This window comes from Micromonospora sp. NPDC053740 (assembly GCF_040677775.1).
In the GTDB taxonomy this organism is placed as follows: domain Bacteria; phylum Actinomycetota; class Actinomycetes; order Mycobacteriales; family Micromonosporaceae; genus Micromonospora; species Micromonospora alfalfae.
In genome coordinates this window covers 152,361-166,016 of sequence record NZ_JBFASO010000004.1, presented here as the reverse complement: position 1 = coordinate 166,016, position 13,656 = coordinate 152,361, and the positions used below count along the sequence as shown (strand labels likewise).

Sequence of the window (13,656 nt, the reverse complement as noted above, 5' to 3'; positions counted from 1 at the left end):
GATGCTCCCCTCAGCCCGGCAGGTTGGCCTGCGTGCGATGACCGCTGTACCGCTGTCGAACGCGTACGCCGGGCGTGCCAACAGTTTCGGCTTTCTGCGGCTCTGCTTCGCCGTAGCGGTGGTCCTCGCGCACACCGCGGTGATCGGGTACGCCCGACCGTTGACCGAGGTCGTCGACGTGGCCGGCCTGGGAGTGGCCGGCTTCTTCGGCATCTCCGGCTTCCTCATCACCCGCAGCGCCCGGCGGGCCAGTCTGCCCCGCTACCTGTGGCACCGTGCCCTGCGGATCTGGCCGGGCCTCTGGGTGTGTCTGCTGTTCATCGGCCTGGTGGTGGCCCCGATCGTCTGGTACGCCGATCGCGGCAATCTGGACGGCCTGTGGCGGCACCCGGCCGGCGTGGTCAACTTCCTGCAGGCGAACTGGTGGGGCGGCTACCGCCAGCAGGGCATCATGGATGTCTTCCGGGACACGCCGTACGGCGGCCTGGTGCGTAAGAGCGTCCTCGACGGCTCACTCTGGACGCTCAGTTACGAGATCTTCTGCTACCTGATCGTGGCTTCGCTGGCCGTGGTGGCGGTGCTGCGCCGTGCCCGCTGGCTGGTGCTCGCGGCCGCCGTTCTCGTCTTCGGTCTGCTGCTCTGGAACCAGTACGAGGCGCTGCGCTTCGGCGGATCGACGTACTTCACCAGCGGCTCCGTCGGTACGCTGCCGCTGCTCGGCGCGCTCAGCAAGATCTGGTTCCTGCGGTTCGGCTTCATGTTCCTGGTGGGGGCCGTTGCGGACCTGTACAGCGACAAGCTGCCCATCAGCGACGTCCTCGGCGTGCTCGCCATCGTCGTGGCCGGCTGGCAGACCCTGGAGGGCCACCTGTTCGGCCCGGCGTTGCTCGCCTACGAATACGCCATCCTCTACCTCGCGGTCCGGTTGCCGCGGCTGCTGCACCGCGTGGGCCAGAAGAACGACTACTCGTACGGCATCTACATCTACTCCTTCGTCGTGCAGCAGATGCTGGCCTGGCTGGGGGCGGCTGCCTGGGGCTTCGTCGGCTACTTCGCTGTGGTCATGGTCTGCACCGTCTTCCTGGCGTTCCTGTCCTGGCATCTGGTGGAGAAGCAGGCGCTGCGGTTCAAGGACTGGACGCCCCGCCTGCGGCGTGGGGCACCACCGGCGGAGGCGTCGGGGGAGGGGCAGCGTGAGCCGGAGCGGGTCCCGGTGCCGGTCCCGGCCTCGGCCCCGGCCGACGCGTCGGCTCCTCGGAGCTGACCGCTTCGCCGCAATCGAACGCCCGGACCCGAACACGGCGGACGTGAGGGCTTTCTGTCGCCTGCGCGGGGTAGATTTCATCCCAGACGATCGTGGAGGAGACAGCCATGGCCACTCATGACAGCGGCGGTCAGTCGCAGTCCGGCAAGTCCCGTCAGGGCGAGGAGATCGAGGACGTCACCACGGAGGCCAACCCCGAGGTGGCCGAGCGGCACGCCGAGATCACCGAGGACGTCGACGACCTCCTCGACGAGATCGACTCCGTCCTCGAAGAGAACGCAGAGGAATTCGTGAGGGGCTACGTGCAGAAAGGAGGTCAGTAGACAAAGAGGGCAATTCAGACATGGCTCTCGTCGGAGAAGTGAAGGAGAAGCACGGCCGCGAGGTGCGGGAAGCGCGGAAGGTTCCGGAAGGACAGCGGTACTGCGTGGACTGCGGGACGGCCAAGCCATTGGCCGAGTTCCCCCGTAACCGGTCGGACAGCGCTGGCTACGGAACATACTGCAAGCCGTGCCACAACGGCCGTACACGCGAGACCAAACAACGACTCTACGGTGGCAACCGCGAGTACCACCTGCGGCGGCGGTACGGCGTGGGCGAGAAGGAGTTTCAGGAGCTCCTGGCCGCGCAGGGCGGGGTCTGCGCGATCTGTGGCGGCGCCCACCCGCAACATCTGGACCACGATCATCGCACCGGATGGGTGCGCGGGATACTCTGCTTCAACTGCAACGGTGGTCTTGGCCAGTTCCGTGACAGTCCGATGAGGCTGGCCAGGGCGATCACGTACCTGAGAGGAACCACGTGGCAGCGGGCTTTGATCCATCCGGGCGTCTTCCAGATGTGTTCACCAACGCGGGGACGTCCTCCTTCACGACGTTTCTGAGTCGGGTGGCCCCCGAGATGTTGCCCGGTCGGCGACCGCTGCCGCCGGGCATGGCCGCCGACCTGGCGCCGCACGCGACCACCATCGTGGCCATCGCGGCCGCCGAGGGTGTGGTGATGGCGGGCGACCGGCGGGCCACCATGGGCAACCTGATCGCTCAGCGCGACATCGAGAAGGTGCACCCCGCCGACGCCTACTCGCTGGTCGGCATCGCGGGCACCGCCGGTATCGGCATCGAGCTGATGCGACTGTTCCAGGTGGAGCTGGAGCACTACGAAAAGATCGAGGGCGCGATGCTCTCGTTGGACGGTAAGGCCAACCGGTTGGCCTCGATGATCCGGGGCAACCTGGGGGCGGCCATGCAGGGGTTGGCAGTGGTGCCGCTCTTCGCCGGGTTCGACCTGGCCGCCGCCGACCCGGCGCGCGCCGGTCGGATCTTCAGCTTCGACGTGACCGGTGGCCCGTACGAGGAGACCGGCTACGACGCGATCGGGTCCGGGTCGCTGTTCGCGAAGTCAGCGTTGAAGAAGCGGTTCCGGGCCGGGTTGTCCGTCGACGACGCGACGCGGCTGGCGGTCGAGGCGCTGTACGACGCCGCCGACGACGACACCGCGACCGGTGGGCCGGATCTGACCCGCCGGATCTATCCCGTGGTGATGACCGCGACCGCCGAGGGCACCCGCCGGCTGACCGACACCGAGACGGCGGCTATCGCCGAGGGTGTGGTTGCCGGCCGGATGGAGAACCCGGGCGGTTGAGACCCGCACCTCACCAGTCAGCAGTCGTCAGCACAGCGCCGTAAGGAGAACCGCCGACGTGGCCATGCAGTTCTACGCCTCTCCCGAACAGATCATGCGCGACCGCTCCGAGTTGGCCCGCAAGGGCATCGCTCGGGGTCGCAGCGCGGTGGTCCTCAGCTACTCCGGCGGGGTCCTCTTCGTCGCGGAGAACCTTTCCAGCGCCCTGCACAAGGTCAGCGAGATCTACGACCGGATCGGGTTCGCCGCCGTCGGCCGGTACAACGAGTTCGAGAACCTGCGCCGTGCCGGAGTCCGGATGGCCGACCTGAACGGGCTCAGCTACGACCGGCGTGACGTCACTGGCCGGGCCCTGGCCAACGCGTTCGCGCAGACCCTGGGTGCCATCTTCACCGAGCAGTCGAAGCCGTTCGAGGTGGAGATCTGCGTGGCGGAGGTCGGTGCCACCCCCGAGGCGGACGAGCTGTACCGGCTGACCTATGACGGTTCGGTGAACGACGAGCCGGGGCGGATGGCCATGGGTGGTCAGGCCGAGGCGATCACCGGTGTGTTGAAGTCGCAGCATCGGGCGGACATGTCCCTGGCCGAGGCGGTCAGGGTGGCGGTGCAGGCGTTGAGCACCGTCGGTGGTGAGGGCGGTGCCGCCCGGACGATCGCCGCGAACCAGCTCGAGGTGGCGGTCCTGGACCGTCAGCGGATCGGACGGACGTTCCGGCGGATCACCGGTGCCGCGCTGACTGCTCTGCTGGACGGGGATGCGCCGGCCGAGGGGCAGGCGGCGGATGCGGCGGGCGGTCCCGCCGAGCCGGTCGTGCCGACCACTGAGGGGCACAAGCCGACGTCCTCGGCTGGTTCCGCGGACCTGGAGGACCGGCCCGCAGAGGGCGGCGAGCGCTAAGGTTTCGCCCGCTGGTGCCGGCCCCGAGCAGGGGCCGGCACCAGCGGTCATCCTCGGCGCAGCAGGGGCCGGGCCAGGGCCCAGTAACCGCCGGCGACGGCGTTGAACGCGCCCAGGCCGGGTGTGGTCGGCACACCGGAGGGCGTGACCCGACCGGTCATCAGCTTCGCGATGACCCCGTCTGGCACCCGGCGTTCAGCCTGTAGCTGGCGTCGACGGCCGCGAACCCAGTCGCGGTTGCGCCACAACCAGCCCCAGCCCTGCAGCTTCTGCCGGGACCAGCCGCCGACGACCGCGGCGGTGAGCATTGCGGCCTCGGTGAGCAGCAGCGCCGGGGCGAGCACCACGAGTGTCCGCGCCTCGTAGGCGGTGAGCAGGGTGACCAGTCGGTTCCGCTCGACCAGGTAGAGCTTCAGGGCGTTGCGGGAGAACTCGTAGTGGTGACGCACGACGGCGTCCGGCACGTACTCCAGTCGCAGTCCGCGCTGCCACAGTCGCAGGCTGAGTTCGGTGTCCTCGTGGTACGCGAAGTACTCGGCGGCGAAGCCGTCGAGTTCGCGCCAGAGCTTCCGGCTGATAACGAAGCAGCAGCCGCTGAGGGAGGGTACGGCCCGCCGCTCGGCGTGGTTGCTGGCCGGTTCGCCGTTGCCGCCGGCCCAGGAGAGGCCGGTGAAGTGCAGCGGGTTACCGCTGGTGTTGATCAGCTCGGGGGTGTCGGCCAACCGGATGGACGCCATGGCCGCGCCGATGCCCGCTTCGGCGGCTACGGCGGTGGTCTTGGCCAGGGCATCGGGTGCGACGACGGCATCGGAGTTGACGAACGCGAGCCATTCGCCGGTGGCTTCGGCCGCGCCCACCCGGCAGCCACCGGAGTAACCGGTGTTCTCCTCCGGTCGGATCACCCGTACCCCGGGGAGGCCCTTGACGATGTCGATGCCGTCCCCGGTGCAGCCGTTGTCGACGACGATGAGGTCGATCTCGACGTCGGTGCTGGCCAGCACCGCCTGGGCGGCGTCGACGAGATAGGGCTCCGGGCCGTAGGCGAGCATGACGGCGCTCACCCGGGGTCGGGTCATCGGATGCCTCCGGATGCGGCAGGGGCGACGGCCTCGGCGAGCGGCCGGGTGGGGGTGGTGGGTCGGCGGACGCCGCCGCGCAGCAGCATCGCCATGGTGGCGGCCACTATGACGGAGCCGATGGTGTACGCCAGTTCGACGCGCAGGGTGACCGGAGCCGGGATCAGCGTCACGGCGATCAGGGCGGCGACGCCGGCGGTCCAGGCGAGGGCCTGGGCGCGGTGCCGGTCGAGGGCGAGCAGTGCCTGGCCGAGCACCATCGCCCACAGGTAGGCGAGCGTGGCGGCAGCCAACCAGGCAAAGTCGCCGTGGCCGAGAACGCCTGGTGCGTCGAAGAGGGTGCCGACCAGCCATGGGCCGAGCAGCACGGCGCCGAGGGCGCCGGTGAGGCCGAGCGCGGTGACGATGCCGAGCGCCCGGCGCAGCAGGCTGTGGAAGCCGGCCTGGTCGCCGGTGGTGGCGGTGGTGGCCAGGCCGGGCAGCAGTGACGCCTGTAGGGAGCCGAAGACGAACAGGGGGATGCGGACCAGCACGAGGGCGGAGAGTAGTGCGCCGGCGGCTGCCGCGTCGGAGGGCGCGAGCAGCTGCACGTTGATCACGCCGATGTTCACCACCACCTGCGAGAGCAGGCTGGAGGCGGTGAGCAGGCCGAGGCCACGCAGCAGGGTCGCCCAGGCCACCGGGGGGCCTCCGCCGATGGCGCGCAGCACCGGTGGCACTGTGAGTAGGACGCTGACCAGCGGGGCGGCGACGAGCACGAGCCCGTACCAGACGGGCGACGTCACTCCGGCCAGCCCGAGCAGGGCGACCATGATGATCCGCAGGCCGCCGTCGATCCCCAGTTGGGCGCCGTACCAGGGGAACAGTTGCAGGCCGGAGAGGACACCGCGGGTGGCGTAGGCGACGGCCATCGCGGCGAGTGCGCCGATCAGCACTGTGACCAGGTTGCCGTCACCGGCGAAGAGCTTGTCGGCGAGCGGCTGACGACCGATGGTGACGGCCAACACCAGCACCGCGAGCATCACGGCGGCGACGGTGACGCCGCGGGCCAGTACCGGCCCGGGGGGCAGCCCCTGGCTGTGTCGGGCGGCGACGACCCGGGCGACCTCCTGCTCGATCGGCATGAACACGCCGATGCCGAGGGTGAACACGATCGACCAGAGCACCGACAGGGACGAGTAGTCGGCCTGGCTGAGGCTGTGGCCGGCGACGGCGAGGTGAACGTAGGAGGCGAGCCCGAGAAGGGCCAGCCCGGCACCGACAGCGACGGTGCCGGGCGGGACCAGGCTCAGTAGCCGTCGGATCACCGGCGGATGAGCGCCAGCGTGAGAACGGCGAACGCGCGGCCGAGGTAGACCATCGCCTTGGCGGGGGAGTGGCTGGGTGTGCCCGCCATCCGCTTGCGCATGGCGACCGGCACCTGGCGGATGCGGTAGCCGCGGCGGGCGGTGTGCACGAGGGTCTCCACAGTGTCGCCGAGGTACTCGGCCGGGTACCAGGCGGCGAACATCTCGATGACCCGCCGGTTGGCGGCCCGGAAGCCGGAGGTGGTGTCGGTGAGCTTGGTGCGGGCGACCCGGGACAGCACGGCGGAGAGCATCACCATCGCCCAGCGGCGGGGGCCGCGGACGTTGTAGTCGCCCTCACCGGCGAAGCGCGCGCCGATGACGAGGTCGTTGTCATCGAGCAGGTCGACGAGCTTCGGCACATACCGGGGGTCGTGCTGGCCGTCGGCGTCGATCTGGATGGCGACCTCGTAGCCGTTGTCACGGGCGTAGCGGTAGCCGAGGCGCATGGCCCCACCGACGCCGAGGTTGTACGGCAGTTTGGCGACCAGGGCGCCAGCGGCGGCGGCGACGGCAGCGGTGCGATCGGTGGAGCCGTCGTCGACGACGAGCACGTCGACGCCGGGCAGTTCGCCACGGACCTCGCCGACGACGTCGGCGATCGAGCCCGACTCGTTGAGAGCCGGGATGATGATCAGTGTGCGCTTGCCGTTAACCATCGGTCGACACCAGTTCGTCTCGGGCTGCCCGGTCCGCGTCGATCTGAGCGCGGAGCAGGGCGAAATCTTCGGCCAGGGTGCGGGTCTCTTCTTCCAGGGCGCTGACCTCCCAGCTGAGGTGTACGCACACCAGCAGCAGGAAGACGATGCCAAGGAAGAGCACCAGGCTGACACCGGAGGCGACGCCGAGGAGTTCGGCGACGTTGTCGAGCAGCCGGGGGAAAAGGGACAGCGGAATCACGATGATCAGTACGGCGAGCCAGAGCATGCCGTACTTCTCGCGCAGCTGACGGCGGCGCAACAGCTCGACGATGGTGCCGAGGAGCAGCAGGCCGGTCAGACCGGTGACGAGGGTGAGCTTCATGCGACCTTCCACGGGGCGGGTGGAGCGGGGGAGTGGAACGCGTCAACCAGGGCGCTGTGCCAGTCTGGAAGCGGAGGCAGACCCACGGCTGCCCAGCGGCTGTGCCCTAGCACACTGTACGCAGGCCGTGGGGCGGGACGCGGATACCGGTCGCTGGTGGTGGGTCGGATCCGATCCGGATCCAGTCCGGCCAGCGAAAACGCGGCGCGGGCCAACCCGTACCAGGTGGTCTGCCCGGCGCAGGTGCCGTGGTAGACGCCGGGCGTGGCGTGACCGGCCAGCGCCGCGTCGGCGAGCGCGACGAGCCGCTCGGCGAGCGCGTACGACCAGGTGGGTTGGCCGTGTTGGTCGTCGACCACGTCGAGGTGTTCGCGCTGGGTGGCGAGTCGGAGCATGGTGGCCACGAAGTTCGGGCCGTGCGCGCCGTAGAGCCAGGCGGTGCGCACGACGTACCCGGTGTCAGGTAGCAGCCGCGCGACGGCCTCTTCGCCGACCAGCTTGCCGCGGCCGTAGGCGTTGACCGGCGCGGTGGGCGCGTCCTCCGGATACGGGGTGTCCGCGTTGCCGGCCAGGACGTAGTCGGTGGAGACCTGGATGAGCCGGGTTCCGTCGGTGGCGCACGCCGCGGCCAGGTTGGCCACGCCGTGGCCGTTGACGGCGGTCGCCGCCGCCTCGTCGGCCTCGGCGGCGTCGACGTTTGTCCACGCGGCCGCGTTGATCACGAGGTCGTGCCCGGCGACGGCGGCGTGGACCGCCGCGCTGTCGGTGACGTCCAGGTCGGCGCGGGTGGCGGCGGTCACCTTGAGGTCGGGCCGTGCACCCAGCACGGTGACCAGGTCCCGGCCGAGCATCCCGCCCGCGCCGGTGACGAGGAGTCGGGTCATGCGGTCGGCGCGGACTTGAGGGGTTCCCACCAGTTGCGGTTGTCCCGGTACCAGCGGACGGTGTCAGCGAGGCCCTGGTCGAGGGTGATGCTGGGGTGGTAGCCGAGCTCTTCGCTGATCTTGGTGATGTCGAGGGAGTACCGGCGGTCGTGGCCCTTGCGGTCGGTGACCGGGACGACCCGGTCCCACCCGGCGCCGCAGGCGTCCAGGAGCAGACCGGTGAGTTCCTTGTTGGTCAACTCGGTGCCGCCGCCGATGTTGTAGACCTCACCGGCGCGGCCCTTCTGCTGGACGAGGGCGATGCCCCGGCAGTGGTCGTGCACGTGCAGCCAGTCCCGGATGTTGCCGCCGTCGCCGTAGAGGGGGACGGTGCCACCGTCGAGCAGGTTGCTGACGAACAGCGGGATGACCTTCTCGGGGAACTGGTACGGGCCGTAGTTGTTGGAGCAGCGGGTGACGACCACGTCCATGCCGTGGGTGCGGTGGTACGACAGCGCGAGCAGGTCGGAGCCGGCCTTGGAAGCCGAGTACGGCGAGTTGGGCGCGAGTGGCCAGGTCTCGGTCCAGGAGCCCTCGTCGATCGAGCCGTAGACCTCGTCGGTGGAGACGTGCACGAACCGGCTGGTGCCGTGGCGCAGCGCCGCGTCGAGCAGCGTCTGGGTGCCCAGCACGTTCGTGGTGACGAACGGCGCGGCGCCGGCGATCGAACGGTCGACGTGTGACTCGGCGGCGAAGTGCACGATCACGTCGTGCTCGGCCACCACGGTGTCGACCACCACCGGGTCGCAGATGTCGCCCTGCACGAACCGCAGCCGCGGGTCGTTGCGGACCGGCTCAAGGTTGGCCAGGTTGCCCGAGTAGGTCAGCTTGTCCAGCACGGTCACGACGGCCGGCTCGAGCGGCGGCACACTGTCCGCACTGCCGAGGGGCTTGCCCAGCAGCAGGCGAACGTACTCCGACCCGATGAATCCGGCTCCGCCGGTGACGAGGATCCTCACGGGTCCGGAAGTATACGCGACGGGTGGCGCGGCCCCTGGTATCCGACCCCCGCGCAACGGGTCCGGGTGCGGCTAGGCTTCCCCGATGCGCGGAATCCTACTTGCCGGTGGCACCGGGTCCCGGCTCTGGCCGATCACCCGGGCGGTCTCGAAGCAGCTGATGCCGGTCTTCGACAAGCCGATGATCTATTACCCGCTCTCCACCCTGGTGATGTCCGGGGTCCGGGAGATCCTGGTGATCACGACTCCGGAGGACCAGGACCAGTTCCGTCGGCTGCTGGGCGACGGCAGCCAGTTCGGGCTGCGGCTTGAGTACGTCAGCCAGGAGCGCCCGGAGGGCATCGCGCAGGCGTTCATCCTCGGCGCGGACTTCATCGGCACCGAGTCGGTGGCGTTGGTCCTCGGCGACAACATCTTCCACGGAGTGGGTCTGGGTCGGCAGCTCGCCGACCACCGTGACCCGGTCGGTGGGCGGGTCTTCGCCTATCAGGTGGCCAACCCGCAGGAGTACGGCGTGGTCGACTTCGACGCCGATGGTCGGGTGCTCTCGATCGAGGAGAAGCCGGCCCGCCCGAAGTCCCGCTACGCGGTGCCCGGCCTCTACTTCTATGACAACCGGGTGGTGGACATCGCCCGCAAGCTCACCCCGAGCGCCCGCGGCGAGCTGGAGATCACGGCGGTCAACGAGGTGTACCGGGAGACCGGCGAGCTGGCGGTGACGGTGCTGGATCGGGGCACCGCCTGGCTGGACACCGGCACGTTCACCTCGATGATGCAGGCCGCCGAGTTCGTCCGGGTGGTCGAGGAGCGGCAGGGTCTCAAGATCGGTTGCGTCGAGGAGGTCGCCTGGAGGGCTGGCCTGATCGACGACGCGCAGCTGCGCGCGCTCGCCGAGCCGCTGACCAAGAGCGGTTACGGCGACTACCTGCTCGGTCTGCTCGACGACCAGGCCGGCGACGAGGGGGGTTCCTGGTGAAGATCCGGGAGCTGAGCATCGAGGGTGCCTGGGAGATCACCCCCCAGCAGCACGGCGACCCGCGCGGCATGTTCATGGAGTGGTACCGCTTCGACAAGCTCGCCGAGGTGGTGGGACATCCGCTGCGACTGGCCCAGGCCAACCTGTCGGTCTCCGCGCGTGGCGTGGTGCGCGGCGTTCACTTCGCCGACGTGCCGCCCGGGCAGGCCAAGTACGTCACCTGTGTGCGGGGCGCGGTCCTCGACGTGATCGTGGACCTGCGGGTGGGCTCGCCGACCTTCGGTCGTTGGGAGGGCGTCCGACTGGACGACACCGACCGTCGGGCGGTCTACCTCAGCGAGGGGCTGGGGCACGGGTTCTGCGCGTTGACCGACGACGCGACGTTGAGCTATCTCTGCTCGGCCACCTACAACCCGACCGGCGAGCACGCGGTGCACCCGCTGGACGAGGAGTTGGGCATCGAGTGGCCCGCCGACGTTCCACTGCTGTCCGCCCGCGACGACGCGGCGCCGACTCTGGCGCAGGCCCGCGAGCGGGGCCTGCTTCCGGAGTACGACAACTGCCGGCGGTTCGTGGCGAGCCTCGGTCCGGACGGAATGTCGCACTCAACCGGTATGTGACAGCGCTCGGGGCACGACCTGTGGTCTGACAGTGACGAACCGGGCCTCCGGGCGGCTAATGTCACACCATGGAGCGGCGAATCTTCGGCCTCGAGACCGAGTACGGCGTCACCTGCACCTATCGCGGGCAGCGGCGGCTGTCCCCGGACGAGGTCGCGCGGTATCTGTTCCGTCGCGTGGTGTCCTGGGGCCGGTCGAGCAATGTCTTCCTGCGCAATGGGGCCCGGCTCTACCTGGACGTCGGGTCGCATCCGGAGTACGCGACACCGGAGTGCGACTCGGTGACCGATCTCGTCGCCCACGACCGGGCCGGCGAGCGGATCCTGGAAGGGCTGCTCGTCGACGCGGAGAAGCGACTGCACGACGAGGGCATCGCGGGTGAGATCTACCTGTTCAAGAACAACACCGATTCGGCCGGCAACTCGTACGGCTGCCACGAGAACTACCTTGTCTCGCGGCACGGCGAGTTCGGCCGGCTCGCCGACGTGCTCATTCCGTTCCTGGTCACCCGGCAGTTGATCTGCGGGGCCGGCAAGGTCCTGCAAACCCCGCGCGGCGCTGTCTACTGCCTCTCGCAGCGAGCCGAGCACATCTGGGAGGGCGTCTCCTCGGCGACCACCCGCAGCCGCCCGATCATCAACACCCGCGACGAGCCGCACGCTGACGCCGAGCGCTACCGGCGGCTGCACGTGATCGTCGGCGACTCCAACATGAACGAGGTCACCACGCTGCTCAAGGTCGGCACCGCCGACATCGTGCTGCGGATGATCGAGGCCGGGGTGGTGATGCGCGACCTGTCCCTGGAGAACCCGATCCGGGCCATCCGGGAGGTGTCGCACGACATCACCGGCCGGCGCAAGGTGCGGTTGGCCAACGGCAAGGAGGTCAGCGCCCTGGACATCCAGCAGGAATACCTGGCCAAGGCCACCGAGTTCGTCGAGCGACGCGGCGGCGACCAGGCCGCCAAGCGGGTCGTCGAGCTGTGGGGCCGGGTGCTCAACGCGGTGGAGAGCGGCGACCTGGAGCCGGTCTCCCGGGAGATCGACTGGGTCAGCAAGCTGCGGCTGATCGAGCGCTACCAGCGCAAGCACGACCTGCCGCTGTCTCACCCCCGGGTGGCGCAGATGGACCTGGCCTACCACGACGTGCGCCGTGGCCGGGGCCTCTACGGGCTCCTGGAGCGCCGCGGCGACGTCGACCGGGTGGCCACCGACCCGGAGATCTTCGAGGCCAAGGAGACTCCGCCGCAGACCACCCGGGCCCGGCTGCGGGGCGAGTTCATCCGGCACGCCCAGGAGAAGCGCCGGGACTTCACCGTCGACTGGGTGCACCTGAAGCTCAACGACCAGGCGCAGCGCACAGTGCTCTGCAAGGATCCGTTCCGAGCGTACGACGAGCGGGTGGAACGGCTGATCGCCAGCATGTGACCGGTTGCCGGCCCCGTCGGTGCGCTGCGCCGACGGGGCCGGTCAGCCCGGCGCACCGAGCGGTTAAGCTGAGCGCGCCATGACGACTTCTGGACCTTCCGACCGCTCCGAGCGCGGCACCGAGCGGCAGAACTGGGTCGAACGCCGGCGGGAGAAGATCCGCGCCGAGATCGACCGTAACCGGCGCGGTGACTACACAGTGCCGACGTGGGTGCTGGCCCTGGCGCTGGTGCTCATAGTGGGCGGCTGGCTGGCCCTGATCTTCCTGGCCTAACCCACCCCACCCCCCCACCGGCGCCCCACCCCACCCGCAGCGCGCGTTGCTCATGAAGTTATTGCCATGACACGCCGAGGCGGCGGGCAATAACTTCATGATCAACCGGGCTCAGGGTCGGGCCGGGGTGGGGGTTGGTTAGGGGGAGGAGGGTTGCGGCGTGGCGGCCGGCGGCGGCTGCCGCCAGGAAGTACGCGTGGTCGGCGTCGAGGCCGCGGCCCATTGTGGACAGGGGTACGGCGCTGGCCCGCAGCGCGGCGTCCAGACCATCGGTGAGCACCCGGACGATCCGGTGCCGGGCCGCCAGGGGCGCCAGGGCCGCGTGCACCTCGGCCGCGAGGGACGGCGCCAGGTCCTCGGGCACCACCAGCTCCGCCGGGGCGAGCGCCACCCGGCCGTACGCGGTGAGGCTGTGGTGTGACACGCCCCGGTGTCGGGGGCGGGGATCGGCGTCGGAGATGCGCAAAGAGCCGACCGGCTTCCCGCCCAACGTGGCGATCGCGTTGACCGCCTCGCCGACGGCGACGCCGGAGAAGCCCCACCGGGTTCCGGTGCCCAGGTTGCCCGGTCCCTGAGCCACGATCGCCACGTCCGCGTGGAGCACGTACCGGGCCGCGAGCAGGCCGCCGTGCAGGGTGGTGGCCTCCAGGTCGCCGCCGAACGCCTGCCCGACGGTGATCGTGCCGGCCAGTTCGGCCCGTAGCCCGGCGAGGGTGCGGGAGAACCAGGCGGGCAGCGCCCCGCCGTCGGTGAGCAGGTACGCCACCCGCGCCTGCGGGGCGTCGGCCCGGATGCCGGCCAGGATCGCCGGGAGCGCCGAGTGCAGGTCGGCGGTGACCACCGGCAGGCCGCCCAGGTCGTCCGCGTCGGCCAGCACGTCGCGGTGCGGGGACGCCTCCTCGTCGACGCCGAGCAGGATCGGCTGCAACGGCGTGTAGCGGGCCTTGACCAGGTGCCCGGCGTCGCGGGTGTCGGCGACGTCCGGTGGGTCCGGCGGCAGCCGGTCCGGCAATGCGACCACCAGGGCGTACCCGCCGGTGCCCAACCCCATCAGCAGCGCACCGGCGTTGAGCAGCACCCGGTCACCGGGCTCGGGCGTGCCGACCAGCTCCGGGTAGGCCAGCGCCCGCATCCGCGTGCCGTCGGGCAGGTCGACGTCCAGCTCCACCGCCCCGGTCCACTGCCGTCGCAGCGTCGCCACCGTCCCCGTACGCCATCGCACCATGACG

General features: G+C 70.1%; 15 protein-coding genes and 1 pseudogene. 9 read left to right on the top strand and 7 right to left on the bottom strand.

All coding sequences use genetic code 11. The features are described from left to right. The first annotated feature begins 37 nt into the window (after positions 1 to 37). From AB0K35_RS13515 to prcA, 5 genes are all read left to right on the top strand, one after another. Positions 38 to 1,264, top strand: coding sequence for an acyltransferase (locus AB0K35_RS13515; protein ID WP_363885414.1), 1,227 nt, complete (start codon positions 38 to 40; stop codon positions 1,262 to 1,264). 107 nt (positions 1,265 to 1,371) lie between these two features. Then, a complete protein-coding gene (locus tag AB0K35_RS13510) occupies positions 1,372 to 1,587 on the top strand; it encodes a ubiquitin-like protein Pup (RefSeq protein WP_030332902.1) in 216 nt (71 codons plus the stop codon). Between the two features lie 38 nt (positions 1,588 to 1,625). Next, the gene (locus tag AB0K35_RS13505) at positions 1,626 to 2,147 is read left to right on the top strand and encodes an endonuclease VII domain-containing protein (RefSeq protein WP_363885412.1); all 522 of its coding nucleotides are present in this window, start codon (positions 1,626 to 1,628) and stop codon (positions 2,145 to 2,147) included. Beyond that, complete coding sequence (gene prcB / locus AB0K35_RS13500) at positions 2,066 to 2,905, top strand: proteasome subunit beta (RefSeq protein WP_210781714.1); 840 nt, start codon at positions 2,066 to 2,068, stop codon at positions 2,903 to 2,905. The genes AB0K35_RS13505 and prcB overlap by 82 nt, the downstream gene beginning before the upstream one ends. 58 nt (positions 2,906 to 2,963) lie before the next feature. Further along, complete coding sequence (gene prcA, locus AB0K35_RS13495) at positions 2,964 to 3,803, top strand: proteasome subunit alpha (RefSeq protein WP_238672314.1); 840 nt, start codon at positions 2,964 to 2,966, stop codon at positions 3,801 to 3,803. Between the two features lie 47 nt (positions 3,804 to 3,850). Here prcA and AB0K35_RS13490 read toward each other — a convergent pair whose 3' ends face one another. The 6 genes from AB0K35_RS13490 to rfbB are packed head-to-tail and all read right to left on the bottom strand — an operon-like array spanning position 3,851 to position 9,130. After that, positions 3,851 to 4,879, bottom strand: a complete 1,029-nt coding sequence (locus tag AB0K35_RS13490) for a glycosyltransferase family 2 protein (RefSeq protein WP_363885410.1) — start codon at positions 4,877 to 4,879, stop codon at positions 3,851 to 3,853. Further along, positions 4,876 to 6,186, bottom strand: coding sequence for a polysaccharide biosynthesis protein (locus AB0K35_RS13485; protein WP_238672312.1), 1,311 nt, complete (start codon positions 6,184 to 6,186; stop codon positions 4,876 to 4,878). The genes AB0K35_RS13490 and AB0K35_RS13485 overlap by 4 nt, the downstream gene beginning before the upstream one ends. Further along, positions 6,183 to 6,884 (bottom strand): glycosyltransferase family 2 protein, encoded by a 702-nt coding sequence (locus AB0K35_RS13480; protein WP_238672311.1) that lies wholly within the window; start codon positions 6,882 to 6,884, stop codon positions 6,183 to 6,185. Before AB0K35_RS13480 ends, AB0K35_RS13485 begins: the two co-directional genes overlap by 4 nt. Further along, positions 6,877 to 7,248: a DUF2304 domain-containing protein gene (locus AB0K35_RS13475; RefSeq protein ID WP_139584287.1), complete on the bottom strand. Its 372-nt coding sequence runs from the start codon at positions 7,246 to 7,248 to the stop codon at positions 6,877 to 6,879. Before AB0K35_RS13475 ends, AB0K35_RS13480 begins: the two co-directional genes overlap by 8 nt. Continuing rightward, complete coding sequence (gene rfbD / locus AB0K35_RS13470; protein WP_238672310.1) at positions 7,245 to 8,132, bottom strand: dTDP-4-dehydrorhamnose reductase; 888 nt, start codon at positions 8,130 to 8,132, stop codon at positions 7,245 to 7,247. The genes AB0K35_RS13475 and rfbD overlap by 4 nt, the downstream gene beginning before the upstream one ends. After that, on the bottom strand, positions 8,129 to 9,130 hold the full coding sequence (rfbB, locus tag AB0K35_RS13465) for a dTDP-glucose 4,6-dehydratase (RefSeq protein ID WP_363885407.1): 1,002 nt from the start codon (positions 9,128 to 9,130) through the stop codon (positions 8,129 to 8,131). The genes rfbD and rfbB overlap by 4 nt, the downstream gene beginning before the upstream one ends. An 85-nt stretch (positions 9,131 to 9,215) precedes the next feature. On the opposite strand from rfbB, the gene rfbA reads away from it, so the two are divergent. From rfbA to AB0K35_RS13445, 4 genes are all read left to right on the top strand, one after another. Next, positions 9,216 to 10,106, top strand: coding sequence for a glucose-1-phosphate thymidylyltransferase RfbA (gene rfbA, locus AB0K35_RS13460; RefSeq protein WP_238672308.1), 891 nt, complete (start codon positions 9,216 to 9,218; stop codon positions 10,104 to 10,106). Continuing rightward, positions 10,103 to 10,726, top strand: coding sequence for a dTDP-4-dehydrorhamnose 3,5-epimerase (rfbC, locus tag AB0K35_RS13455; protein ID WP_363885405.1), 624 nt, complete (start codon positions 10,103 to 10,105; stop codon positions 10,724 to 10,726). Before rfbA ends, rfbC begins: the two co-directional genes overlap by 4 nt. 68 nt (positions 10,727 to 10,794) lie before the next feature. Then, entirely contained in the window at positions 10,795 to 12,153 is a 1,359-nt protein-coding gene (gene pafA, locus AB0K35_RS13450) for a Pup--protein ligase (protein WP_210781723.1), read from the top strand. Positions 12,154 to 12,232: 79 nt separating this feature from the next. Then, positions 12,233 to 12,427, top strand: a complete 195-nt coding sequence (locus AB0K35_RS13445) for a hypothetical protein (protein ID WP_238672306.1) — start codon at positions 12,233 to 12,235, stop codon at positions 12,425 to 12,427. Between the two features lie 148 nt (positions 12,428 to 12,575). Here the strand turns inward: AB0K35_RS13445 and AB0K35_RS13440 are convergent. After that, positions 12,576 to 13,652: pseudogene (locus AB0K35_RS13440) on the bottom strand (DUF3866 family protein); the annotation flags it as partial. Between the last annotated feature and the right edge of the window lie 4 nt (positions 13,653 to 13,656).

What these genes read in the sequence shown, in the direction of transcription:
- AB0K35_RS13515 (WP_363885414.1), top strand. Translation starts at nt 38, where the DNA reads ATGACCGCTGTACCGCTGTCGAACGCGTACGCCGGGCGTGCCAACAGT.
- AB0K35_RS13510 (WP_030332902.1), top strand. Translation starts at nt 1,372, where the DNA reads ATGGCCACTCATGACAGCGGCGGTCAGTCGCAGTCCGGCAAGTCCCGT.
- AB0K35_RS13490 (WP_363885410.1), bottom strand. Translation starts at nt 4,879, where the DNA reads ATGACCCGACCCCGGGTGAGCGCCGTCATGCTCGCCTACGGCCCGGAG.
- AB0K35_RS13480 (WP_238672311.1), bottom strand. Translation starts at nt 6,884, where the DNA reads ATGGTTAACGGCAAGCGCACACTGATCATCATCCCGGCTCTCAACGAG.
- AB0K35_RS13475 (WP_139584287.1), bottom strand. Translation starts at nt 7,248, where the DNA reads ATGAAGCTCACCCTCGTCACCGGTCTGACCGGCCTGCTGCTCCTCGGC.
- rfbD (WP_238672310.1), bottom strand. Translation starts at nt 8,132, where the DNA reads ATGACCCGACTCCTCGTCACCGGCGCGGGCGGGATGCTCGGCCGGGAC.
- rfbA (WP_238672308.1), top strand. Translation starts at nt 9,216, where the DNA reads ATGCGCGGAATCCTACTTGCCGGTGGCACCGGGTCCCGGCTCTGGCCG.
- pafA (WP_210781723.1), top strand. Translation starts at nt 10,795, where the DNA reads ATGGAGCGGCGAATCTTCGGCCTCGAGACCGAGTACGGCGTCACCTGC.
- AB0K35_RS13445 (WP_238672306.1), top strand. Translation starts at nt 12,233, where the DNA reads ATGACGACTTCTGGACCTTCCGACCGCTCCGAGCGCGGCACCGAGCGG.